The sequence below is a fragment of the Reyranella massiliensis 521 genome (assembly GCF_000312425.1).
In the GTDB taxonomy this organism is placed as follows: Bacteria; Pseudomonadota; Alphaproteobacteria; order Reyranellales; family Reyranellaceae; genus Reyranella; species Reyranella massiliensis.
Genome location: NZ_HE997181.1, coordinates 4668297 through 4691916, shown reverse-complemented (window position 1 = coordinate 4691916; position 23620 = coordinate 4668297). Strand labels below are relative to the sequence as shown.

Annotated in this window: 24 protein-coding genes; 18 read left to right on the top strand and 6 right to left on the bottom strand. The window is 65.2% G+C overall.

Features of this window, described 5'->3' with window-relative positions; translation table 11 throughout:
* Nucleotides 1-132: 132 nt before the first annotated feature.
* The 3 genes from BN60_RS22940 to BN60_RS22930 all read left to right on the top strand — a co-directional run bounded on the left by BN60_RS22940 (nt 133) and on the right by BN60_RS22930 (nt 2928).
* Entirely contained in the window at nt 133-714 is a 582-nt protein-coding gene (locus BN60_RS22940; RefSeq protein ID WP_020698507.1) for a malonic semialdehyde reductase, read from the top strand.
* 169 nt (nt 715-883) lie between these two features.
* Nucleotides 884-1669, top strand: coding sequence for an SDR family NAD(P)-dependent oxidoreductase (locus BN60_RS22935; protein ID WP_020698505.1), 786 nt, complete (start codon nt 884-886; stop codon nt 1667-1669).
* Nucleotides 1670-1695: 26 nt separating this feature from the next.
* Nucleotides 1696-2928, top strand: coding sequence for an acetyl-CoA C-acetyltransferase (locus tag BN60_RS22930; RefSeq protein ID WP_020698504.1), 1233 nt, complete (start codon nt 1696-1698; stop codon nt 2926-2928).
* Between the two features lie 66 nt (nt 2929-2994).
* Here the strand turns inward: BN60_RS22930 and BN60_RS22925 are convergent, their stop codons facing one another.
* On the bottom strand, nt 2995-3690 hold the full coding sequence (locus BN60_RS22925; RefSeq protein WP_020698503.1) for a LysE family translocator: 696 nt from the start codon (nt 3688-3690) through the stop codon (nt 2995-2997).
* 7 nt (nt 3691-3697) lie between these two features.
* A complete protein-coding gene (gene pdxY / locus BN60_RS22920; RefSeq protein WP_342626626.1) occupies nt 3698-4597 on the bottom strand; it encodes a pyridoxal kinase PdxY in 900 nt (299 codons plus the stop codon).
* Between the two features lie 45 nt (nt 4598-4642).
* On the opposite strand from pdxY, the gene BN60_RS22915 reads away from it, so the two are divergent.
* The 10 genes from BN60_RS22915 to BN60_RS22870 all read left to right on the top strand — a co-directional run bounded on the left by BN60_RS22915 (nt 4643) and on the right by BN60_RS22870 (nt 14913).
* Nucleotides 4643-5521, top strand: a complete 879-nt coding sequence (locus tag BN60_RS22915; RefSeq protein ID WP_020698501.1) for an HpcH/HpaI aldolase/citrate lyase family protein — start codon at nt 4643-4645, stop codon at nt 5519-5521.
* A complete protein-coding gene (locus tag BN60_RS22910) occupies nt 5518-6594 on the top strand; it encodes a MaoC family dehydratase (RefSeq protein WP_020698500.1) in 1077 nt (358 codons plus the stop codon). The genes BN60_RS22915 and BN60_RS22910 overlap by 4 nt, the downstream gene beginning before the upstream one ends.
* Nucleotides 6595-6727: 133 nt before the next feature.
* Nucleotides 6728-7126 carry a succinate dehydrogenase, cytochrome b556 subunit gene (sdhC, locus tag BN60_RS22905; protein ID WP_020698499.1) on the top strand — a complete coding sequence of 133 codons (399 nt, stop codon included), beginning with the start codon at nt 6728-6730 and terminating at the stop codon, nt 7124-7126.
* 11 nt (nt 7127-7137) lie between these two features.
* Entirely contained in the window at nt 7138-7521 is a 384-nt protein-coding gene (gene sdhD / locus BN60_RS22900) for a succinate dehydrogenase, hydrophobic membrane anchor protein (RefSeq protein WP_020698498.1), read from the top strand.
* Between the two features lie 2 nt (nt 7522-7523).
* Nucleotides 7524-9368, top strand: a complete 1845-nt coding sequence (gene sdhA / locus BN60_RS22895; RefSeq protein WP_020698497.1) for a succinate dehydrogenase flavoprotein subunit — start codon at nt 7524-7526, stop codon at nt 9366-9368.
* A gap of 15 nt (nt 9369-9383) precedes the next feature.
* Nucleotides 9384-10163 carry a succinate dehydrogenase iron-sulfur subunit gene (locus BN60_RS22890; RefSeq protein WP_020698496.1) on the top strand — a complete coding sequence of 260 codons (780 nt, stop codon included), beginning with the start codon at nt 9384-9386 and terminating at the stop codon, nt 10161-10163.
* A 186-nt stretch (nt 10164-10349) separates the two neighbouring features.
* Complete coding sequence (gene mddA, locus BN60_RS22885) at nt 10350-11165, top strand: methanethiol S-methyltransferase (RefSeq protein WP_020698495.1); 816 nt, start codon at nt 10350-10352, stop codon at nt 11163-11165.
* Entirely contained in the window at nt 11086-11700 is a 615-nt protein-coding gene (locus tag BN60_RS22880; RefSeq protein ID WP_020698494.1) for a TetR/AcrR family transcriptional regulator, read from the top strand. Before mddA ends, BN60_RS22880 begins: the two co-directional genes overlap by 80 nt.
* A 9-nt stretch (nt 11701-11709) precedes the next feature.
* Complete coding sequence (locus BN60_RS22875; RefSeq protein WP_020698493.1) at nt 11710-13815, top strand: alpha/beta hydrolase; 2106 nt, start codon at nt 11710-11712, stop codon at nt 13813-13815.
* Between the two features lie 78 nt (nt 13816-13893).
* Nucleotides 13894-14913: an amino acid ABC transporter substrate-binding protein gene (locus tag BN60_RS22870; protein WP_020698492.1), complete on the top strand. Its 1020-nt coding sequence runs from the start codon at nt 13894-13896 to the stop codon at nt 14911-14913.
* Between the two features lie 2 nt (nt 14914-14915).
* On the opposite strand, the gene BN60_RS22865 is transcribed toward BN60_RS22870, so the two are convergent.
* On the bottom strand, nt 14916-16526 hold the full coding sequence (locus BN60_RS22865) for a serine hydrolase domain-containing protein (protein WP_020698491.1): 1611 nt from the start codon (nt 16524-16526) through the stop codon (nt 14916-14918).
* 82 nt (nt 16527-16608) lie between these two features.
* Between BN60_RS22865 and BN60_RS22860 the strand changes: the two genes are divergently transcribed.
* Nucleotides 16609-17415 carry an enoyl-CoA hydratase/isomerase family protein gene (locus BN60_RS22860; RefSeq protein WP_043286526.1) on the top strand — a complete coding sequence of 269 codons (807 nt, stop codon included), beginning with the start codon at nt 16609-16611 and terminating at the stop codon, nt 17413-17415.
* Nucleotides 17416-17431: 16 nt separating this feature from the next.
* Here the strand turns inward: BN60_RS22860 and coaA are convergent, their stop codons facing one another.
* The 3 genes from coaA to phaR are packed head-to-tail and all read right to left on the bottom strand — an operon-like array spanning nt 17432 to nt 19205.
* Entirely contained in the window at nt 17432-18364 is a 933-nt protein-coding gene (gene coaA / locus BN60_RS22855) for a type I pantothenate kinase (protein WP_020698489.1), read from the bottom strand.
* A 3-nt stretch (nt 18365-18367) separates the two neighbouring features.
* Nucleotides 18368-18535: a DUF1289 domain-containing protein gene (locus BN60_RS30000; RefSeq protein WP_020698488.1), complete on the bottom strand. Its 168-nt coding sequence runs from the start codon at nt 18533-18535 to the stop codon at nt 18368-18370.
* A gap of 28 nt (nt 18536-18563) precedes the next feature.
* A complete protein-coding gene (gene phaR / locus BN60_RS22850; protein WP_020698487.1) occupies nt 18564-19205 on the bottom strand; it encodes a polyhydroxyalkanoate synthesis repressor PhaR in 642 nt (213 codons plus the stop codon).
* 154 nt (nt 19206-19359) lie between these two features.
* Between phaR and BN60_RS31065 the strand changes: the two genes are divergently transcribed.
* The 4 genes from BN60_RS31065 to BN60_RS22830 all read left to right on the top strand — a co-directional run bounded on the left by BN60_RS31065 (nt 19360) and on the right by BN60_RS22830 (nt 23620).
* A complete protein-coding gene (locus BN60_RS31065) occupies nt 19360-19734 on the top strand; it encodes a hypothetical protein (protein WP_177324857.1) in 375 nt (124 codons plus the stop codon).
* Nucleotides 19679-20860 (top strand): alpha/beta fold hydrolase, encoded by a 1182-nt coding sequence (locus tag BN60_RS22840; protein ID WP_215905933.1) that lies wholly within the window; start codon nt 19679-19681, stop codon nt 20858-20860. Before BN60_RS31065 ends, BN60_RS22840 begins: the two co-directional genes overlap by 56 nt.
* Nucleotides 20857-21711, top strand: a complete 855-nt coding sequence (locus tag BN60_RS22835; RefSeq protein ID WP_020698484.1) for a LytR/AlgR family response regulator transcription factor — start codon at nt 20857-20859, stop codon at nt 21709-21711. Before BN60_RS22840 ends, BN60_RS22835 begins: the two co-directional genes overlap by 4 nt.
* A 124-nt stretch (nt 21712-21835) precedes the next feature.
* Nucleotides 21836-23620: an FAD-binding oxidoreductase gene (locus BN60_RS22830; RefSeq protein WP_020698483.1), complete on the top strand. Its 1785-nt coding sequence runs from the start codon at nt 21836-21838 to the stop codon at nt 23618-23620.

The following is a 23620-nucleotide window of genomic DNA, read 5'->3' as shown; positions in this document are numbered from 1 at the left end:
TGCGGCTGGCGACGAACCTAGCACAATCCGCGTAGCGGGAAGGGGTTGCGACCTCGTAACCCGATCACAGCTGCGTGCCTCGACCGACACGGTGGGCTTGGTTAGGGTTCATCAACTTCAAAGAGGAATTCGATGCTCGACGACAAGGCGCTGGACAGTATTTTCCGCTCGGCCCGCACTCACAATGGCTGGCTGCCAAAGCCGGTAACGGACGATCAACTTCGCGCCATCTACGACCTCATGAAATGGGGTCCGACATCGGCCAACTGCCAGCCGGCGCGAATCGTCTTCGTGCGCACCAAGGAAGGTAAGGAGAAGCTCCGGCCCGCTCTCAGCGCCGGCAATACGGAGAAAACCATGGCGGCGCCGGTGACGGCGATCGTGGCTTACGATCCCGAATTCTACGAGCATCTGCCGCGAATGTTCCCGCACGACCAGACGGCGATCACCTGGTTCAAGGGCAAGCCGTCGGCCGAACCGACGGCGTTCCGCAACGGCAGCCTGCAGGGCGCCTATCTGATCGTCGCCGCACGCGCGCTCGGCCTCGATTGCGGGGCCATGAGCGGCTTCGACAATGCCAAGGTCGACCAGGCCTTCTTTCCCGACGGCAAGGTGAAGTCGAACTTCTTGTGCAACATCGGCTACGGCGATCCGGCGAAGCTCTTTGCCCGCAGCCCGCGCTTCACCTTCGAGGAAAGCTGCACGCTGGCTTGAGGTCTTGGGCGCGAGGTGCTGCGGCGTCTTGGGCTGGAAATCGCTGATCGAAAATTGTGGTTCGCTCTGCGCTGGCTGGAGCGGGCAACCAAGCTGGTGGCGATGAGGGCGATGCTCTAACAGTCTTGGTTGGACCCCGTTACGGGGCGATCATTTGAGAGTGACCACAATGCAACTCGACAAGACAGTATCGGCGGTCGTCACGGGCGGCGCTTCCGGCCTCGGCGCGGCCACCTCGCGCATGCTCGCCTCGCACGGCGTGAAGGTCGCGATCTTCGACCTCAACGAAGAACAGGGCGAGAAGCTGGCCAAGGAAATCGGCGGCGTCTTCTGCAAGGTCAACGTGACCTCGACCGAAGAGGTCGAGGCCGGGTTCGCGAAGGCGCGGGCGGCCCACGGGCAGGAGCGCATTCTGGTGAACTGCGCCGGCGTCGGCGGCGGTGCCCAGAAGACAGCCTCGCTCGACCGGACGACCGGCAAGCCGAAGGAGTATCCGCTCGAGAACTTCGAGCGCATCATCAACGTCAATCTCATCGGCACGTTCCGCTGCATCACCAAGTCGGCGGCGGGCATGTTGACGCTCGCGCCGCAGTCCGACGGCGATCGCGGCGTGATCCTCAACACCGCGTCGGTCGCGGCCGAGGACGGTCAGATCGGCCAGGTGGCGTATACCGCCTCGAAGGCCGGCGTCGTCGGAATCACGCTCGTCGTGGCGCGCGACCTCTCGAACGAGGGCATCCGCTGCAATACCATCCTGCCCGGCATCTTCGACACGCCGCTGCTCGCGCGCGCGCCGGAGAACGTCAAGGCTGCCCTGGCCGCCTCGGTGCCGTTCCCCAAGCGCCTTGGACGCCCGGAGGAATACGCGCAGGTCGCCCACACGATGATCACTTGCGGCTACTTCAACGGCGAAGACGTCCGCATCGACGGCGCCATTCGTATGGCGCCGCGCTGAGCTGAGACCCGAGGAAGGAGAAAGCAATGACCGAAGCATGGATCATCGACGCCTGCCGCACGCCGCGCGGCGTCGGCAAGGCCGGCAAGGGCGCGCTGTGGGAGGTTCATCCGCAGCAGCTCGGCGCGACCGTCCTCAAGGCGCTCGCCGAACGCAACAAGATCGACACCAAGGAAGTCGGCGACGTGATCTGGGGGACTGCCGCCCAGGTCTCGAAGCAGAGCGGCGATCTCGGCCGCATGTCGGCGCTGGATGCCGGCTACGACGTCAAGGCGAGCGGCATCACGATCGACCGCTTCTGCGGTTCGGGCATCAGTGCGGTGAGCCTCGCCGCCGCCTGCATCAAGTCGGGCATGGAAGACCTGGTGGTCGCCGGCGGTACGGAAATGATGTCGATGGACCGTAGCCGCGGCAGCGGCCCGCCGGTCATGGACAACGGCAATCTGCGCCTGCGCCTGCATCATCCGCAGACACATCAGGGCGTCTGCGCCGACGCCATCGCCACGCTCGAGAAGATCCCGCGCCAGGCGCTGGACGAGGCGGGCTACATCAGCCAGCAGCGCGCCGCCGTCGCCATCGCCGAGGGCCGCTTCAACAAGTCCCTGATCCCCGTCTACAAGGAAGATGGCACGCTTGCCTTGGACCGCGAGGAATATCCGCGTCCGCAGACGACGCGCGAGGGGCTGGCGAACCTGAAGGCCGCCTTTGCGGCCATGGCCGATGCCCCGCTCGACGACAAGGGCATGACCTACCGTTCGCTCATCCTGCAGGCCTATCCCGACCTCAAGATCGAGCATGTCCATCACGCCGGTAACTCCTCCGGCGTCGTCGACGGCTCGGCGGCCGTCCTGCTCGCGTCACCCGACTACGCCAAGGCCCACGGTCTCAAGCCGCGCGCCCGCGTCGTCGCCATGGCGAACATGGGCGACAGCCCCGAGCTGATGCTCAACGCGCCGGTGCCGGCCGCCAAAAAGGTCCTGGAAAAGGCCGGCCTGAAGAAGTCCGACATCGATCTCTGGGAGATCAACGAGGCCTTCGCCGTCGTCTCGGAGAAGTTCGTACGCGATCTCGATCTCGATCGCGACAAGGTCAACGTCAACGGCGGCTCGATCGCGCTCGGCCATCCCATCGGGGCGACCGGCGCCATCCTGATCGGCACCGTGCTCGACGAGCTTGAGCGGCAGAACAAGCAGTTCGGTCTGGTCACCATGTGCGCCGCAGGCGGCATGGCGCCGGCGATCATCATCGAGCGGATCTGATGCGCGTCGCCCCTTCCGCAGTCGCGGGAGGGGCGATTTCGCGACCGCCGATCCAATAGCTCGGCGTCAGATGCCGAGCGTCCGGCCGATCTGCTTCCACGGCAGCGGCAGCAGCGAAATCAGGGCGGCGACGCCGAAGCCCAGGATCACCGCGCCTGAGCAGCGGTTGAGCCACAGCATGCCGGTGCCGGTGAAGCGCGCCCGAAGCGCCACCGATGCCGTGCAGATGATCGTCCACCAGGCGAGCGCGCCGCAGAACACGGCGGCGACCAGCAGCGACGCGTCGGGCAGGCTGCCGCCGACGCCGGCGAGATTGCGGCCGGCGAAAGCCGCGCCGAAGGCCATCACCGTCAGCGGATTGAACACGGTGATGAAGAAGCTCGACGTCGCATAATGGAAATGCGTCGAGAGCCGATGCTCACGGTCGTCGGCCACGGGATCGCCGACATTGCGCGGCCGGTGTCGCATCGTCGTCCATCCCATGATCACCAGAACGATGCCGCCGAGGCCGAGCAGCCACGCTTCGTGTTCGGCGACGAACGTCTGAACGAACGACAGGCCGAACGCCGCGACGGCACCGAACACGGCATCGCCCAGGGCGGCACCGATCCCGGTCATATAGCCTGCCATGGCGCCGACGGTGATGGAGCGGCGAATGCAGAGGGCAGCGGCCGGTCCCACAGGCACGGCGATCAGAAAGCCGATCACCGCCCCCTCGATGGCGATCCCGATTGGATTGAACACGAAGCCCGGAACCTGCATCGCGGCGCTACAGTTTTTCTGCCGTGAAGGAACGCGGCGGCGCCACCAGCTGTTCCTGCGCGGCCACGAGCTGGAGCTCGCGCTCACCCATCGCCTGCGTTACTTCGAGGACCGCGAAGATCGACGAAGCGGCCTTGCCCAGGGCATGGGCCACGTCGCTGCCGGCAATCCAGTGGGCAGTGAAGAGCGCTGCGACGGCATCGCCGGTGCCGTTGGGCGCAATCTCGAACCCGATCAGGGGCGTAGCCACACGCCAGGCGGCGTCCGGCGTCACGGCGACCATCTCGATGATGTTCGCCGGCGCGTCGGCGCGTCGCAGGCTGGTGACGAGAGCGAGCCTTGGGCCGCCGAGAGGACCGCCGAGCAGTGTCCGCGCTGCGGACAGCGCTTCTTCAAGGGTCGAGATCCGGCGCCCGGTCAGATGCTCCAGCTCGAAATGGTTCGGCGTCACGAGGTCGGCGGCGGGAATAGCCTGTTCGCGAAAAAAAGTATCGATCCCGGGTTTCACGTAGATGCCGGTGTCGATGTCTCCCAGCACCGGATCGCAGCACCACAGGGCACGCGGATTGGCGGCTCGCACACGCCGTGCGGTATCGAGGATCACGTTGGCGAGGGCGGCATCCCCGACATAGCCGGTGAGCAATCCGTCGCAGCGGGCAAACTGGCCCAGCGCCTCGATGCCCCGCACGATTTCGCCGACCTGCTCGGCCGATGCGGCGCGGCCACGCCAGGCGCCATAGCCCGTGTGGTTGGAAAACTCGACCGTGTTCACCGCCCAGACCTCGTGGCCCAATCGTTGCAGCGGAAAGGTTGCTGCCCGATTGCCGACGTAGCCGTAGGCAACATGGCTCTGGAGCGAGAGGAAGCGCATGGCCGAGAGCCACCTTGCCACAAGGAAGCTCGGCATTATAGTCCGCCGCGTTTTCGCCAAGGACCGTTGGGGAGCCCAGACATGTCCGCATCCGTTCGTCCGCGCCGCAGCGTCCTTTACATGCCGGGTGCCAATACGCGCGCGCTGGAGAAGGCGCGGTCGCTGCCGGCCGATGCGCTGATCTTCGATCTCGAGGATGCGGTGGCGCCCGACGCCAAGGAAGCTGCGCGCGCCAACGTCGTGGCCGCGGCGCAGAGCAAGGGCTATGGCAAGCGCGAGATTGCGATCCGCTGCAACGGTCTGTCCACGCCGTGGGGCAAGGCCGACATCGCTGCCATCGCCAAGTCCGGCGCCGACGCAGTGCTGGTGCCGAAGGTCGAAACTGCGGCGGAGGTGGCCAGCGTGGTTGCCCAGCTCGATGCCGCAGGCGCGCCCAAGTCGATGGCGGTGTGGGCGATGATGGAGACGCCGAAGGGCATCCTGCGCGCCGACGAAGTGGCGGGCTCGCATCCGCGGCTCACTCTGTTCGTCATGGGCACCAACGACCTGGTGAAGGACATGCGCGCGCGCCACACGCCCATGCGCCTGCCGATGGTGACGGCGCTGGGGCTCGGCATGCTGGCCGCCCGCGCACATGGGCTCACCATCCTCGACGGTGTCTACAACGACATCCAGGACGCCGAAGGCTTCCGCGCCGTCTGCCAGCAGGGGCTGGAGATGGGCTTCGACGGCAAGACCTTGATCCATCCCAGCCAGGTCGAACCCTGCAACGAGGTGTTTGCGCCGTCGGCCGCCGAGCTCGAGATGGCCGGCAAGATCGTTACCGCCTTCAAGGCCGCACAGGCCGAAGGCAAGGGTGTGGTCACCGTCGATGGACGCATGATCGAAAACCTCCATGTCGAGCAGGCCGAGCGCGCGTTGGCGCTGGCCACGGCGATCAAGGAGCTGCAGGCGGCATGAGCAAGGCAAAGACCAAGAGCGAAGCGGTCGCCGGAAACTTCTTCGAGGATTTCCGCGTCGGCCAGGAGATCCGCCACGCCACGCCGCGCACCATGACGGAAGCGGACGCGGCGCTGAACGTCGCGCTCTACGGCTCGCGCTTCGCGATCAACTCGTCCGATGAGTTCGCCCGCGCGCTGGGATTGCCGCGTGCGCCGCTCGACGATCTGGCTGTGTTCCATGTCGTGATCGGCAAGACCGTGCCCGACATCTCGCTGAATGCCGTCGCCAACCTGGGCTATGCCGAATTCCGCTGGGGCGTGCCGGTCTACCCGGGCGACACGCTGTCGGCGCATTCGATTGTGCTGGGCCTGCGCGAAAACTCCAACCGTGCCAGTGGCGTCGTCTGGGTGCGCTCGACTGGCGTCAATCAGCGTGGCGAGATGGTGCTCGACTATGTGCGCTGGGTGATGGTGCACAAGCGCGATCCGGCCGCCGCCGTGCCCGAGACCGTGGTCCCGAAGACTGCGCCGTCGGTCGCGCCGGCCGATCTCATCGTGCCGGCGGGCTTGAAGCTCGCGGGCTACGACGACGTTGCCGCCGGCTCGTCCTATCGCTGGGAAGACTACGAGGTCGGCGAACGAATCGACCATGTGAGCGGCATCACCCTCGAAGACTCCGACCATATGTTCTCGACGCGGCTCTATCAGAACACCGCGCGGGTGCATTTCGACGCCTTCGCCGGCAAGAGCACGCGCTTTGGCCGGCGGCTTGCCTATGGCGGCCATGTGATCTCGCTGGCGCGGGCGCTGTCGTTCAACGGCTTGGCCAACGGCTTCCGCGTCGCCGCCATCAATGCCGGCAGCCATGTCGCGCCGACCTTCGGCGGCGACACGATCTATGCCTGGTCGGAAGTGCTGGAGAAGGTGCCCCTGCCGGGCCGCACCGATCTCGGTGCATTGCGAATGAGAAGCATTGCGGCCAAGGATTGCCCATGCAGTTCGTGGCCGGGCAAGGGGGCGGACGGCAAGTATCATCCTGCCGTCGTGCTCGATCTCGACTATTGGCTGCTGATGCCGCGGCGTGCTGCGTGAATGCCGTTCGGCTGACGGTTTTTCATTGCAGAATCCAAGACTTAACCAGCCCGCAAAGCCGACATTCGTTGACTTGAAGCGGTTGAGCGGTACAAAAGTACAGCCGCTTCAAGGCATTTGAGGTTTCGACGCGATGAGCGCTGCCAATCGGCCGACCAGTCGGCCGCTTTCTCCCCATTTGCAAGTCTATCGACTGCCGTTCCTGGCGAACCTGTCGATCCTGCATCGCGCAACCGGCATCGCCCTGTCGGTGGGTGCGCTCTACCTCGCGACCTGGGTCGTATTCGCTTCGGCCAGTCCCCAGACCTACGCGATGTTCCAGGGCTTCAACGGCTCGATCGTCGGCCGCATCGTGCTGGGCGGTTGGTTGTTCAGCCTCTTCTTCCATCTGTTCAACGGCATCCGCCATCTCTTCTGGGATGCCGGCTACGGTTTCGAATTGAAGGATGCCGATCGCAGCGGCTGGATCGTGGTGGTGGTTGCCGTTGTGGCGACGGCCGCCTCGTGGATCGTCGGCCTGCGGCTGGTCTGAGGAGATCGAATATGAGCGACCTCAGAACCCCCCTGTCCCGCGCCCGGGGCCTCGGCTCCGCCAAGGACGGCCTGCATCACTGGTGGGTGCAGCGCCTCACCGCCGTCGCGCTCATCCCGCTCGTCGTCTGGTTTGCCGTCTCGCTCGTGATGTTGAGCGGCGCCGACTACGACGCGGCCCGTGCCTGGATCGGCTCGCCGGTCGTCATGGTGCTGCTGATCCTGACGGTCGTCATCGGCCTGCACCATGCCCAGCTCGGCATGCAGGTCGTGATCGAGGACTATGTCCATAGCGAGGGGCTGAAGCTGGCGTCGATCATCGCCATCAGGTTCATTGCAGTGTTCTTCGGGCTGGCGGCGACGGTGGCCATCCTGCGTATCGGATTCGGAGGCTGAACATGGCCGAGGCAAGCAGCGGCAAGAGCAACGGCGCGGCGGCAGGTACGTTCAGCATCGGCGGCAACGCCTACAAGATCATCGATCACGAATACGACGTGGTCGTGGTCGGTGCTGGCGGGTCCGGCCTGCGCGCCACCTTCGGCATGGCCAACAAGGGCTTCAAGACGGCCTGCATCACCAAGGTATTCCCGACCCGCAGCCATACCGTGGCGGCGCAGGGCGGCATCTCGGCGGCGCTCGGCAACATGGGCCCGGACGACTGGCGCTGGCACATGTACGACACGGTCAAGGGCTCCGACTGGCTCGGCGACCAGGACTCCATCGAATATATGTGCCGCGATGGCATCCCGGCGATCATCGAGCTCGAGCATTTCGGCGTGCCGTTCAGCCGTACGCCCGAGGGCAAGATCTACCAGCGCCCGTTCGGCGGCATGACCACGGAGTTCGGCAAGGGCATCGCCCACCGCACCTGCGCCGCCGCCGACCGTACCGGCCACGCGATCCTGCACACGCTCTACCAGCAGTCGCTGCGGAATCACGCCGAGTTCTTCATTGAGTATTTTGCGCTCGACCTGATCATGGACGACGGCGTCTGCCGCGGCGTCATGGCGTGGAACCTCGACGACGGCACGATCCATCGCTTCCGCGCCCATCGCGTCGTGCTGGCGACCGGCGGCTACGGCCGCGTCTACTCGACCGCCACGTCGGCCCACACCTGCACCGGCGACGGCGGCGCCATGGTGCTGCGTGCCGGCCTGCCGCTGCAGGACCTGGAATTCGTTCAGTTCCATCCGACCGGCATTTACGGTGCGGGCTGCCTGATCACCGAAGGCGTCCGCGGCGAGGGCGGCTACGTCACCAACGCCAGCGGCGAGCGCTTCATGGAACGCTATGCGCCGTCGGCCAAGGATCTCGCGTCGCGCGACGTCGTCAGCCGATCGATGACCATCGAGATTCGCGAAGGCCGCGGCTGCGGCCCCAACAAGGATTACATCGAGCTGCACGTCGAGCATCTCGATCCGAAGATCATCCACGAGCGCCTGCCGGGCATCGCCGAGACCGCGCGCATCTTCGCCGGCGTCGACGTCACCCGCCAGCCGATCCCGATTTTGCCGACCTGCCACTACAACATGGGCGGCATCCCGGCGAACTATCACTGCGAAGTCATGACCGTGAAGAACGGCGATCCGAACACCGTCGTGCAGGGCCTGATGGCGCTGGGCGAGGCGGCTTCGATCGGCGTGCACGGCGCCAACCGCCTCGGCTCCAACTCGCTGTTGGAACTGGTCGTGTTCGGTCGCTCCGCCGCCAACCGCGTGGCCGAGCTGATGAAGCCCGGCGAGCCGCACAAGGACATGCGCAATGCCGGCGAGGAGGCGATCGCCCGTCTCGACAAGGCGCGCTACGCGTCCGGCGGCACCGGCACGGCGCAGCTCCGCGCCAACATGCAGAAGACCATGCAGAACGACTGCGCGGTGTTCCGCACGACCAAGAGCCTGGCCGAAGGTTGCCAGAACATGGACAAGGTGTACGCCGGCAAGGACGACATCCGGGTCAAGGATCGCTCGATGATCTGGAACTCCGACCTCATGGAGACGCTGGAGTTCGAGAACCTGATCCTCCAGGCTCAGGGCACCATCTATTCCGCCGCCAACCGGCAGGAGAGCCGCGGCGCGCACGCGCACGAGGATTTCCCCGAGCGCGACGACAAGAACTGGCTGAAGCATACGGTCGTGTGGGTCGACGAGAAGACGGGCAAGACCCGGATCGACTATCGCCCGGTCAACCTGCAGCCGATGACCAACGACGTCCAGTCGTTCCCACCCAAAGCGCGCGTCTACTGAGTTCGAGAGGAAGAAATGGCTGAGTTCGCTCTTCCCGCCAATTCCAAGATCGGAACCGGCGAGACGTACAAGGCGGCTGCGGGCGTCAAGAACATCAAGACGTTCAAGATCTACCGCTGGACGCCCGACGACGGAAAGAACCCGTCGGTCGACACTTACGAAGTCGACATGGACACCTGCGGTCCGATGGTCCTGGACGCGCTGATCAAGATCAAGAACGAGATGGACAGCTCGCTCACCTTCCGGCGCTCCTGCCGCGAAGGCGTCTGCGGTTCGTGCGCGATGAATATCGACGGCACCAACACGCTGGCCTGCACCAAGTACATTTCCGAGGTGAAGGGCGACATCAAGATCTACCCGCTGCCGCACATGCCGGTGGTGCGCGATCTGGTGCCCGACCTCAACGTGCCCTACGCGCAGCTCGCCTCGATCGAGCCGTGGCTGAAGTCGACGACCCAGCCGCCGACGCGCGAGCGTCTGCAGTCGCCGGAGGAGCGCGCCAAGCTCGACGGCCTGTGGGAGTGCATCCTGTGCTTCTGCTGCTCGACCTCGTGCCCCAGCTACTGGTGGAACGGCGAGCGCTATCTCGGCCCGGCCATCCTGCTGCAGGCCTATCGCTGGATCGCCGACAGCCGCGACGAAGCCAAGGGCGAGCGCCTCGACCAGCTCGAGGACCCGTTCCGGCTCTATCGCTGCCATACGATCATGAACTGCACCAAGACCTGCCCGAAGCACTTGAACCCGGCAAAGGCCATCGCCGAGATCAAGAAGCTGATGGTCGAACGGACGGTCTAAAAGCACCGTCTCTTGCCGCCGCTGGGGGACTGACCCCAGCGATGCGGCCATGGCTCTTAATCAATCCTCACTGATTTGAGCGTAGACGTCCCGCCCAATGCATTAGGTGAACCTTGACTCGGTCGGTCGACCGAACTATATCGCATAAATGTCGGTCGGTCGACCGAATTGAACCAGGAGGCAACCATGGGCGGTATTGCTTCGGCTCTCTACGGCGCGGTCGTTTACGTCTTCTTCCTCGGCACTTTCCTTTACGCCATCGCCTTCGTCGGCAACCTGCCGGTCCCCAAGAGCATCGACAGCGGATCGGTGCGGCCTCTCGGCGAGGCCCTGATCGTCAACGTCCTGCTGCTGGGTCTCTTCGCCGGCCAGCACAGCGTGATGGCCCGGCCCGGCTTCAAGCGCTGGTGGACCCGGTTCGTGGCACCTCCCGTCGAGCGCACGACCTATGTGCTGCTGGCGAGCCTCGCCCTGGCGCTGCTCTGCTGGCAGTGGCGGCCGATGCCCGAAATGGTGTGGTCGGTGACGCAGCCGCTCGGTGTGATCGTTCTGTCCATCCTGTTCTGGCTGGGCTGGGGGCTGGTGCTGCTCAGCACCTTCCTCATCAATCACTTCGAACTGTTCGGCTTGCGGCAGGTCTACGCCCGCTTGCGCGGGACGCGCGTGCCGGAACCCGTCTTCAGGACGCCGTTCCTCTACAAGAACGTGCGACATCCGATCTATCTCGGCTTCCTGCTGGCCTTCTGGTCGACGCCAACGATGACGCAAGGCCATCTGCTGTTTGCCGTCGCGACGACGGGCTACATCCTGATCGGTATCTATCTCGAAGAGCGCGACCTAATCGCCTTGTTTGGCGATCAGTACCGCCGCTACCGTGAGCAGGTATCGATGCTCCTCCCTCTGCCGCGCAAGAGAGGCCTTGATGAAGCTGAAGCAGACAACGGCGAAAAAGGCCGAGACGGACATCTCGCTGCTCGAAGCCGCCAGAAAGATGCTGCATGACAAAGGTTACGCCGGCCTGTCGACGCGGGACGTCGCTGCAGCGGCCGGCGTTCCGCTCAGCCAGATCCATTATCACTTTGGATCGAAGCAGGGCCTCGTACTGGCGCTGTTCGAGTATCTCAACACGCAACTGCTCGATCGCCAGAACGCCCTGTTCGGCGATCCCTCGCTCAAACTGTCGGAGCAATGGGACCGGGCCTGCGACTATCTCGAAGACGATATTGCCTCTGGCTATGTGCGCGTCCTGCAGGAGATGATTGCGGCGAGTTGGGCCGATCCGACGGTCGCCGAGATCGTCCGTACCGGTTTGATGGGCTGGATAGAACTGATCGGCAACGCCGCACGCAGGGCCGAAGTCGAGTTCGGAACGCTTGGCCCGTTTTCGCCCGAGGAATTCGCAGCTCTCGTTGCCAACGCGTTCATCGGCGCCGAAAGCCTCTATCTGCTCGGCGTCGAAAAGAAGGGTTCGCCAGCCCGTTTGGGCCTTCGCCGTGTCGGCGATCTGATTCGGATCCTGGAAGCCCGCACTTCATGAGGTGATGCAATGCGCGCCAGGCTGCCCGACGAGACCGGAGTCGTCGTGCGAGACGGCGTACGGATCGCTTACGAAGTTTACGGAGGGGGGGCGGAAACCCTGCTCTTCGTGCCGCCCTGGAGCATCGTCCATTCCCGCGTCTACAAAGCGCAGCTTCCCTACTTCAGTACGCGCTACCGCTGCATCACCTACGACGGTCGCGGCAATGGAAAGTCCGACCGGCCGCAGGACGTTGCGGCCTACAGTCTGGAGAATTACGCCGCCGACACGCTTGCCGTCATGGATGCCACCGCTACAGCCAGCGCGATTCTGGTCGGGCTTTCCTTCGGCGGCATGCTCGCTTGCGTCCTTGCGGCTTATCATCCCGAACGGGTGAGGGCGGCAGTGCTGGTGGGCACATCGGCCAGCATCGGGCCGAGTCATCCCGACACGACGATCGAGAATTTCCTGAGCAAGAGGGAAGCCGTCGACGGCTGGGGCAAGTTCAACCGCGATTACTGGATGGCTTCCTATCCGGACTTTGCCGAGTTTTTCGTCCGCAACATCTTTTCCGAACCTCACTCGACCAAGCAGATCGAGGATGCTGTGGGTTGGGCCTGCGAGACCACTGGCGACGTGCTCGCCAAAACGGTGGAAGCCCGCCCGATGATGCCGTCCTTCGACATCAGCGAAGCGATGTATCGCAACATCCGCTGTCCCGTCCTGATGATCCATGGCGACGACGATCGGATCCAACCCTACGCCCGCGCGCAGGCCGTGGCTTCGGTCACGGGCGCAGAGCTCGTGACCATCCCGCGTGGCGGCCACAATCCGCTCGGCCGCATTCCCGCGAAAGCCAACGTCCTCATTGCCGATTTTCTGAACCGCCGGCTTCCTGCCGCCACGTCGACGTGGAAGGTGGCACCGCCTCGTCGCGGCAAGAAGGTGCTCTATCTCTCCTCACCAATCGGCCTGGGGCATGGAAGGCGCGACATCGCCATCGCACGGCAGTTGCGGTTGTTGCATCCTGGCCTGCAGGTCGACTGGCTGGCGCAGGATCCTGTCTCGCGCCTGCTCGACGCCGCGGGCGAACGGCTCCATCCCTCGAGCTCCCGACTGGTCAGTGAATCGCAGCACATCGAGCTGGAGGCGGGCGAGCATGACCTGCACTGCTTCCAGGCGTTGCGCCGCATGGATGAGGTCTTGATCGCCAACTTCATGACCTTCCAGGAGGCAATCGACGAGGGCGGCTACGATCTGGTAATCGCCGACGAAGCTTGGGACGTCGACCACTACTGGCACGAACACCCGGAACTCAAGAAGGCGAAGCTTGCCTGGCTCACCGATTTCGTGGGCTTCGTGCCGATGCCGTCAGGCGGCGCGGCGGAAGAATTCCTCACGACCGACTACAACGCCGAGATGATCGCCCATGTCGAAAACTGTCCCGGCGTGCGCGACCGCGCGATCTTCGTCGGCGGCCCCCTCGACATCCTGCCGCGATCCTTCGGCAAGGACCTGCCCGGGATGGGTGACTGGATCTCCCGCCACTTCGATTTCTCCGGCTACATCATGGGCGAACATCCCCAGACTTGGGGCAGCCGTGCGGAGCTGCGCCAGAAGCTTGGCTACCGATCCGACGAACGGGTCTGCATTGTCACCGTCGGCGGTTCGAGCGTCGGCCTCCCCTTGATCCGCCGGATCCTGCAGAGCTATCCGATCGTCCGGCGCAGGCTGCCGGAGTTGCGCATGGTCGTGGTGACGGGGCCTCGCATCGATCCGCGCTCGCTCGTCGCGCCGCTGGGCGTCGAAGTGCGTGCGTTTGTGTCCGATCTCGATCGCCATCTCGCAGCCTGCGATCTGGCACTCGTACAGGGTGGCCTCACGACCTGCATGGAATTGACCGCGGCAGGAACTCCGTTCGTCTACTTTCCGCTCAAGAATCACTTTGAACAGAACTTCCATGTCGCCCATCGCCTCGACCGCTATGGCGCCGGCGGGCGCATGGACTATGAAACCGCGACGCCCGACATCATCGCCGATGCGATGATTGCCGCGTTGCGATCATCGGCGGCCTTCGCGCCCGTGGAGGCCGATGGTGCCCAGCAGGCGGCCCGTATGATCGCCGAACTCCTCTAGAGGCAAGAATGGCCGGTGATGAATCGGCTCTGCTTTTGCTAGAGTGAGCGCGACATGAATAGGGTAGGGGCTCAGCAAATGTTTCTTAAACGTCTCACCGCGGTGGCGGTCCTTTCGGTCGCTGCGGCGATGCCGGCGTCGGCCGGCCAGACCTTCGATGCCGTCAAGGCCAAGGGCTTCGTCCAGTGCGCGGTCAATACCGGCCTGGCGGGCTTCTCCTTCGCCGACAGCCAGGGCAAGTGGACCGGCCTCGACGTCGATCTCTGCAAGGCAATTGCGGCGGCCATGTTCGGCGACGCCGAGAAGGTGAAGTTCACGCCGACCACCGCCCAGCAGCGCTTCGTCGCCCTGCAGTCGGGCGAGGTCGACGTCATCACCCGCAACGCGACGCAAACCCTGCTGCGCGACACGTCGCTCGGCTTCAACATCGCGGGCGTCAATTTCTACGACGGCCAGGGCTTTATCGTGCCGGCCAAGAGCGGCATCAAGATCGCCAAGGAACTGAACGGCGCCACGATCTGCGTCCAGCCGGGCACGACGACCGAGCTCAATCTCGCGGACTATTTTCGCAAGAGCAAGATGACCTTCAAGCCGGTGCTGATCGAGAAGCTCGACGAGCTGTTGCAGGCCTATGCCGCCGGCCGCTGCGACGCCTACACGACCGACGCCTCGGGCCTCGCCGCCGTTCGCGCCGGCCAGCTTGCCGGTAAGGGCGAACATACGATCCTGCCGGAGCGCATCTCCAAGGAGCCGCTGGGTCCGATCGTGCGCCAGGGCGACGACCAGTGGTTCGACCTCGTGAAGTGGGTCCTGATGGGCATGATCGAGGCCGAGGAGATGGGCATCACCTCCAAGAACGTCGACGAAATGCTGAAGAGCGACGATCCCTCGATCAAGCGCTTCCTCGGCGTCACGCCAGGCTTCGGCAAGGCCGTCGGCGTCGACGAGAAGTGGATGTACAACGTCATCAAGCAGGTCGGGAACTACGGCGAGAGCTACGACCGCCATGTCGGTCCGGCCACGCCGCTGAAGCTGGAGCGTGGCCAGAACGCGCTGTGGACCAACGGCGGCCTGTTGTACGCGATCCCGTTTCGCTGAAATCAGTCCTGTCGGTCGAACCGCATCTTCTTGATGCGGCCGGTCGAGACTTCCAGCGCCGTGATCTTGCCTTTGCGATCACGGACGATGTGGGCGAGCTGGGTGACATTGATCCAGCTCCCGGCCGGGCTCGCGACTTCGACCGTCTCGTCGTCGATCCCCTGGACCGTCCACGGCGCGCCGCCTGCGATCAGCGGGCCGCCGACGAACATCTCCCAGGTGTCGCCCTTGCGTTCGATCCGCCAGACGGCGCCGCTGTCGGCTGACACATAGGTGCCGGCGAGCGCTGCGGGGGCGGCCTTGCGCCGTCCCAGCTTGGCGAAGGTCATCACGCGGCCAGCGCCGAGATCGACCCGCACCGTACCCTTGGCGCCGGGCTTCAGGGCGAATTCGAACGAGCCGCGTTCGGCCGCCAGCCATCCGTCGGCACGCCGGCCGAGGACGAAGGGCAGGCCATTCTGCGTGACCGTGGCTTCGCCGTTCTGCCAGGCCAGGTCGAACATCGACGGTTCCTGGGCGTTGAACCAGGTGCCGGCCAACGGCTTGATCTCGGCCTCCGTGACGGGCGCGGGCGCCGGCTTCAGCTTCTTATTGCCCTCCAGTGCGAGGGTCGCGATGGCACGCGCCTGCCGCCACGGGTCGATGCTGCCGAGATTGGCGATCACCACGACGGTGAGCCCGGCATCGGGCACGCGCAGGAACTCGGTGCGGAAGCCCGGCCACAGGCCGCCATGGCCGATCGTGGCGAGGCCGCGCAGGTCGTCGGCCTGCACGCCGCGGCGATACCTGTTGGTGTGCTTGCCGGTGAGCGGCGACACCGCCGTAAGCTGCGAGGGCAGAGTCTTGGGGGAAAGCGTCGGCTGGTCGAAATGCCGGCTCCAGATCAGCAGGTCCTCGACGGTGGAGGTGAGGCCGCCTTCGCCACCCTGCGGATAGGCATGCGCGGCACGGCGAAAGCCGTTCGCGGCATCGCCCAGATAGCCGGTGGCGAGACCCGGGATCACGGTGTCGATGCCGGCGGCGAGCTGGGTCGAGTTCATGCCCAGCGGCTTGAAAATGCGCTCCGCCAGGAAATCGCCCAGCTTCATCTTCGACAGCCGCTCGACGATCAGCCCAAGCAACAGGAAGTTGGTGTTGCTGTAGAGGAAGCGGCTGTTCGGCGTGAAGTTGAGATGCCGGTTGCGCCCGCAGGCAGCGTAGAGATCTTCGGGCCGCGCCGGCTTGTCGAGGCCATGGCCGCCCAGCCGCAGCAGTTCGAGGAAGTCCGGCAGGCCGCTGCAGTTGCGCATCATCTGGTCGATCGTCACCGGCAGCGGCGCCAGCTCGCGCAAATACTTGTGCGGCGGGGCCTTGAGGTCGAGCTTGCCCTCGGCCGCCAGCATCAACGCCGCGGATACCGTGAACTGCTTGCTGACCGAAGCGATGCGGAAGCGGGTCGCGGGTGTGATCGGCACGCCGAGTTCGATGCTCGCCAGGCCATAGCCTTTGCTGAGCACGACTTCGCCGCCCTGCATGACGGCAACGACGGCGCCGGGTGAACCGGGCGCGGTGTAACGGGCGAACAGCGCGTCGACGCGGCGTTCGAGAGCAATGGAACCAATCGATTTCGACATGAGACGCAGTCAATCGAAGCAACTCGCACTTGTAAAGGCGAGGCGGTACGTTCGGCGGAACACCGGAGGAACGACCGTGACGATTCGCCAGTTCGTGAAGATCGAGAAGGGGTTGGGGCCGCAGGGCCGCATAGCGGTCGTGCGGTTTGACCGTGGCGACAACATCAATGCCATGAGCCAGCAGGCGATGCGCGAGCTGCGCGACGTGCCGCGCGACTTCGAGGACGATCTCGAAACGTCGGTCGTCATCCTCACCGGCACCGCCAAGGCTTTCTGTGCCGGCTTCGATCTCAAGGATCCCGAGGGACGCGCGCGCGATGCATTGTCTGTCGGCGAGCGCCTACACAAGCAGCGGCTCGGCCCCAAAATGTGCCGGGCCTGGCAGGACATGGACCAGGTCACCATCGCGGCCATCGAGGGCCATTGCGTCGGCGGCGGCGCCGCGCTGGTCGTGTCGCTCGACTTTCGTACCTGCGGCCGCTCTGCCCATTTCCGCATCCCGGAGATCGAGCTCGGCATGAACATGAGCTGGGGCTCGATCCCGCGCATGTTGGCGCTGATGGGCCCGGCCCGTACCAAGCAGGCGGTGATCCTGGCCTCCGACCGCATCGGTGCCGCGGAGGCGCTGGACTGGGGGCTGGTCGAGAAGGTCGTCGACGATGGCCAGGCGCTCGCCGCCTCGATGGAATTCGCCGAGCGCATCGCCCGTCAGCCACCGATTCCCGTCCGGATGACCAAGAGCACGGTCAACCGCCTTGCCCATGCGCTCGACGATCTCGGCGCCCATATGGATGCCGATCAGAATGTGCTGACCGGCCTGACCGAAGACTATGTCGAGGGCACCTCGGCCTTCCGCGAGAAACGCAAGCCAGTCTTCAAGGGACGGTAGCGCCAGCCGCTCGACCTCAGAGCTGGCGCAGCGACACCTGGCCGATCGAATGGTCGGCCCTTTTGCGCAGGATCACGTCGGCGCGTTCGCGCGTCGGCAGGATGTTCTCGCGCAGGTTCACTTCGTTGATCTCCGCCCAGAGGCGGCGGCCGACTTCGCGCGTCTCTTCCGGCGAAAGGTCCTTGTAGTGATGGAAGTAGGAGGCCGGCTTCTGAAACGCCGTGCGCTGCAGGAACTGGAAGCGGGCGAGGTACCAGGACTGAAGGTCCGCGATTTCGGCGTCGAGATAGATCGAGAAATCGAAGAAGTCCGACAGGATGACCGAAGCCGGTCGGCCACCGGCGAGGCCGGGCTGCAGGACGTTCAGGCCCTCGAAGATCAGCACGTCGGGCCGCCGCACGGTCTGCCACTCGCCCGGCACGATGTCGTAGGTCTGGAACGAATAGACAGGCGCGCGCACTTCCGCGTGGCCGGCCTTCACGTCGGCCAGGAACTGTACCATCTCGCGGGTGTTGTAGCTTTCCGGGAAGCCCTTGCGCCGCATCAGCTTCTCTTCTTCGAGCTGGCGGTTGGGGTGCAGGAAGCCGTCGGTCGTGACGAGATCGACCCTCGGATGATCGGGCCACTGCGCCATCAGCGCCCGCAGGACGCGCGCGAAGGTGCTCTTGCCCACGGCCACGCTGCCGGCGATGGCAATCACATAGGTCCGCGCGCCGACCGGCTTGCCGAGGAAGGTGTCGGCGACGCTGTTGAGGTTGCGCGCCGCCCGGACATGCAGGTTGAGCAGGCGAGTCAGCGGCAGGTAGACGTCGGCAATCTCCTCGAGCGAGACGCTGTCGTTGATGCCGCGCAGCGCAATCAGCTCGTCGAGGGAGAGCGTGAGGGGCGTGTGGGCGCGCAGCGACGCCCATTCGTCGCGAGCGAATTCCCGATAGGTATCTGAACGCATGATCTAGAGTTTACGGCCCGGAATCTTGTCGAGGATGGCTTGGCGCTCGGGATCCTGGAGCATGGCCCAACGGCCGATCTCCTCGATCGTGCGCTTGCAGCCGATGCAGAAGCCGCTCTTCTGATCCAGTTTGCAGATGCCGATACAGGGCGACATCACGCGCCGGGCCATCGATGAGGTCGCCACAGCCATGGTGTCGTCAGGACTTCTTGCCGAGCTCCGAGAGCTGGGCCTGCAACTCGTCGAGCTTGCGCTTCAGGTCGTCGATCGCCGTGTCGTTGGACGGCGCTGCCGCATCTGGCTTCGCGGGCTCCTGCCCGTTGGCGGCTGCTGGCGGCTTCGGCATCGCCTGGCCGTTGGGGGCTGTGCCGAACGGGTTGAACATGCGCATGGCTTGCTCGAACATCGCCATGTTCTGCTTGCCCATCGATTCGAACTGCTGGAACGGGTTGAAGCCGAAGGCGTTCTGCATGTAGTGCCGCATCTGTTCCTGATTGCGGGCGAACTGCGTCATCGACATTTCGAGATACTGCGGCACGACGCCTTGCAGGCTGTCGCCGTAGAAGGAGATGAGCTGGCGCAGGAAGGGGATCGGCAGCAGCGTCTGCCCACCCTTGTTCTCTTCTTCGAAGATGATCTGGGTCAGGACCGAGCGCGTGATGTCGTCGCCGGTCTTGGCGTCGTAGACCACGAAGTCGGTCTTGTCCTTCACCATCTGCGACAGGTGATCGAGCGTCACGTATGCCGATGTCGCCGTATTGTAGAGGCGCCGGTTCGCGTACTTCTTGATGACCACAGGCGCCGGCTTCGGTCCGCCCTCGGGTATTGCCTGATCGGCCATTACGCTTCGCTCCTCTAGCCCCCGCGCGCCGTGAACGCCCGTTTACTTCGGATCGGCCACCTTAACGCCGATGCCGCAGTGCGACAAGGCGAGCTTTGCGTCTGCGAATACAGCCTTCACGCGACGTTCGGGTGCGATCGGCTATAGTGCGGCCATGGCCTCTGAGAACGACGAAAAGACTGCTGGTCGCGCCGCGGATACCAGTGCCGAACTGGACAAGCTGGCCCGCCGCTACCTCGATCTTTGGCAGACCCAGCTTGCCGGATTGTCTTCCGACCAGGCGGTGACGGAGCAGATCGCCCGCCTGTTCGCGGCCGCGAACACGCAGGTCGCCTCGGCAATGCAAGCGGCCCAGGGAGCAACTCATGCAGGGACATCAGGTTGGCAGCCGCCCTCAACCCCGACTGGGACCCCGACCGCTGCCGCTGCATCTGGGAACGGCGCTGATGACGTGGGCGAGCTCCGAAAGCGCCTTGAGGCTCTGGAAGCCCGGGTCGCCGAGCTCGAATCCCGGCTCGCCCGCGCCTGAAGCCATCGCGAGGTTGCTGCCGGAGATCGCGGCCCTCGAAGCGCGCGCCGGCGCAGGCAAATTCGAAGAGGCGCTGAAACGCGAAATCGGCCGGCGCATGGAGCGGCTGGCCGACGGCGTGCTGGCTTATCGACGTCACCACGTTCATCGCACTCTGGAGAATCCGCCGGCCGCATGGAGCGAGGGCAACACGCGTCTGCTCGACTATGGCGCCACGCATCGCGCGGCACGGGTCCGGGGGGCACGGGCGGTTCTGGTCGTGCCGTCGCTGATCAACCGCTGGGAAGTGCTCGACCTCACGGCGGAGAAGAGCCTGTTGCGCGCTATGGCCGCGAGGGGGCTGCGGCCATACCTCGTCGATTGGGGTACGCCCAATGCCGAGGAGCGCTGCTTCGACACGGCGGCCTACGTCGCGCGCCTGGAGCGGGCGATCGCCTTTCTCGCTAAACGGGCGCGTCGGGCGCCGGCGGTGATGGGCTACTGCATGGGTGGCACGCTCGCGGTGGCACTTGCCGCGCGCCAGCCACGGCGTGTCGCAGGCCTCGCCTTGCTCGCGGCGCCCTGGGACTTCCATGCCGACCGCACCGGGCAGGCCTTTCTGGTGGCCAGCGGCCCGCTGCTGGCCCAGGTGGCCGACAAGGTCGGCGAACTGCCGGTCGACATCCTGCAGACGCTGTTCTGGTCGCTCGATCCCTGGCTGGCGGTGAAGAAGTTCGGCCGCTTCCTCGGCATGGACCAGCAGGGCGATTCGGCACGGGAATTCGTGCTGCTAGAGGACTGGTTGAACGACGGCGCCCCGCTTGCCGGGCCGACGGCGCGCGAATGCCTGATCGGCTGGTATGGCGAGAACACGCCGGGCGCCGGCAAGTGGGTCGTCAACGGCCGGCGCATCGTGCCGTCGAAGATCAACGTGCCGTCGCTGGTCATGATTCCGTCGGGAGACCGAATCGTGCCGCCTCTGTCGGCGGCGGCGCTGGCTGATCCGGTGAAAGGGCTTCGCAACGCCACGCGGCTCGACCTGCCACTGGGCCATATCGGCATGGTTGTCAGCAGCCGAGCGCGCGATCTCTGCTGGACGCCGTTGCTGGAGTGGCTGAGCAACATCCCCGCAAAGCAGCGTAGATGACGGCGGAGGAAAGACCCTTCGACTGGCGTGTACCGGCGGTCTGGACGGCCATCTTCGTCGTATCGATCGTCACCCGCACCTATGTCGGGGGCGCCGATATGGCGTGGCGCGGCCACCCTGTCGCCTTCGACCACGTCTTTGCCATCGAAGTAGCCAGCCACATTGTCGTCGGCGCCCTGGTGCCCGTCCTCTATTGGCTGCATCGGCGGTGGCCGATCATGGGCGGGCTGCGCAACGTCGCAATCCACGTTCTGGCCGTCGTCCCCTTCAGCATCGTGCATACGCTCGGGATGGCGGCGCTTCGCCTCCTGTGGTTCAGCGGCATCCTGGGCGAGGCCTATAGCTTCCCGCTGACCTTCGAGCGGCTCGCCTACGAATTCGCCAAGGATGTGTTTTCCTACGGCATGCTGAGCGGCGGCGTTCTCGGGCTTCGCTATCTGTTCGGACGGCGGCCGGCCCCCGCCCCGACGGAAGCCCAGCCGGCTGCTGCCGTGCCGCCCCATGCCGATGCGCGTCTACCCGAGCGCTTCGCCGTGCGTCGTCGCGGCAAGGAGATCATGGTCGATGTGGCGGACATCGACTGGGTCGAGGCCGCCGGCAACTACGCCGTCCTCCATGTCGGCGGCGAGACCCTGGAGATCCGGTCGTCGCTTACCAAGCTCGAAAGCGAGCTCGATCCGAAACGGTTCGTGCGGGTGCACAAATCTCACCTGGTCAATGTCGCGCGCATCGTCGAGGTGACCCCCTGGGTCAGCGGCGACTGGCGGATCCGCCTGCAGGACGGGGCCGAGGTGAACCTCAGCCGCCGCTATCGCCAGCGCTTCGAGGCGCTAGTGCCGGTTCGCACCTGACCGATCGTCCCGGTGCCGTCGCCGGTCGTCCCACTTGGCTCGCCGCTTGTCACAATTTCAAGCAATATCAAGAGGTTGATGAGTAGAAGGCCAGCGTCCGCTCTGATCTTCCCGGAGGCCCGTCATGAACCGACGCCACCTGTTCAAGCTCGCTGGAGGGCTGCCGCTGATGTCGACCGCCTATGCTCAAGGAACCCCTTTCCGGCGCAACCGCCCCGGCGACCCCGCTTGGCCGTCATCGGCGCAATGGGAAGAACTCAACGGCCGGGTGGGTGGCCAGCTCTCCCGGGTGCAGTCGCCTCTCGAGGTCTGCCGCGCCACGCCGGCGAGCCCCGAATGCGAAACCCTGTTCAAGCGCCTGAAGAACCCCTGGTACATCGGGGATACGCCGGGGCTGACCCAGACCAGCGGCTGGGCCGATGCGTGGACGTCCTCGCCCAGCGCCTACTGCGTCGCTGCCCGCAATGCCCAGGATGTCGCCGCAGCCGTGAACTTCGCCCGCGAGCATCGCCTGCGCCTCGTCGTGAAGGGCGGCGGTCACAGCTATCAGGGCACCTCCTGCGCGCCCGACTCGCTGCTCGTCTGGACGCGTCATCTGAACGGCGTCGCGTTTCAGGACTCCTTCGTGCCCCAGGGCTGCAACACGCCGCCCCAGCCGGCCCTGTCGATCGGGGCAGGGGCGGTATGGCTGCGTGCCTACAGCGCCGCCGCCAGGGCCGGCCACTACGTGCAAGGCGGCGGCTGTCTCACGGTCGGCGTCGCGGGTCTCATCCAGAGCGGCGGCTTCGGCAGCTTCTCCAAGCGCTTTGGTCTGGCCGCGGCGGGCCTGCTCGAAGCCGAGATCGTGACCGCCGACGGCTCGGTGCGCATCGCCAACGCCTGCACCAATCCCGATCTCTTCTGGGGCCTGAAGGGCGGCGGCGGCGGAAGTCTGGGCATCGTCACGCGGCTCACCCTGCGCGCACGTTCGCTGCCGCAGGTTGTCGGCGCCACCTTCGGCAGCGTGAAGGCCAGTTCCGACGCCGCATTCCGGCGGCTGATCGATCGCTTCATGGGCTTCTATCGCGAAAGCCTGTTCAATCCGCACTGGGGCGAGCAGGTCCGCTTCCGTCGCGACAATACGATGGCCATCAGCATGGTCTTCGAGGGTCTCGACCAAGATGCCGCGACGGCGGTGTGGCACCCGTTCCTGTCCTGGATCGCGGCTCAAGGCGGCGACTATGCGTGGAGCGAACCATCCGTCATCGTGGCGCTTCCCGCGAAGTACCTGTGGGATCCGGCATTCCTGAAGAACAACGCACCGCATCTGGTGCTGAACGACGATCGCCCCGGCGCGTCGGCCGACAACATCTTCTGGAGCAGTAATCTCGGCGAGGCCGGCTGGTTCCTGCACGCCTATCAGTCGACCTGGATGCCGGCATCGCTGCTCGACGACCAGCATCGCGGCCAGCTCGTCGATGCGCTGTTCGCAAGCTCGCGGCATTGGCAGATGTCGCTGCACTTCAACAAGGGCCTGGCGGGCGCGCCGCCCGAAGAGATTGCCGCGGCGCGTGATACGGCAACCAATCCGGCCGCCGTCGAGGCCTTTGCGCTGGCCATCTCTGCTGCCGAAGGGCCGCCGGCCTTTCCGGGCATTGCCGGTCATGAACCCGATCTTGCCAAGGCGCATGCAGCTGCTCGCAACGTAGCCGCCGCCATGGGCGAGTTGCGCAGGCTGGTGCCCGAACCTGGAGCCTATGTCTCGGAGTCCAACTACTTCGAGGAGAACTGGCAGCAGGCCTTCTGGGGCGCCAACTATGCGCGGCTGCGTGCGGTGAAGCAGAAGTACGATCCCGAGGGTCTCTTCTTCGTGCATCACGGCGTGGGCAGCGAAGAGTGGAGCGCCGACGGTTTCAGCCGCCGTATCTGA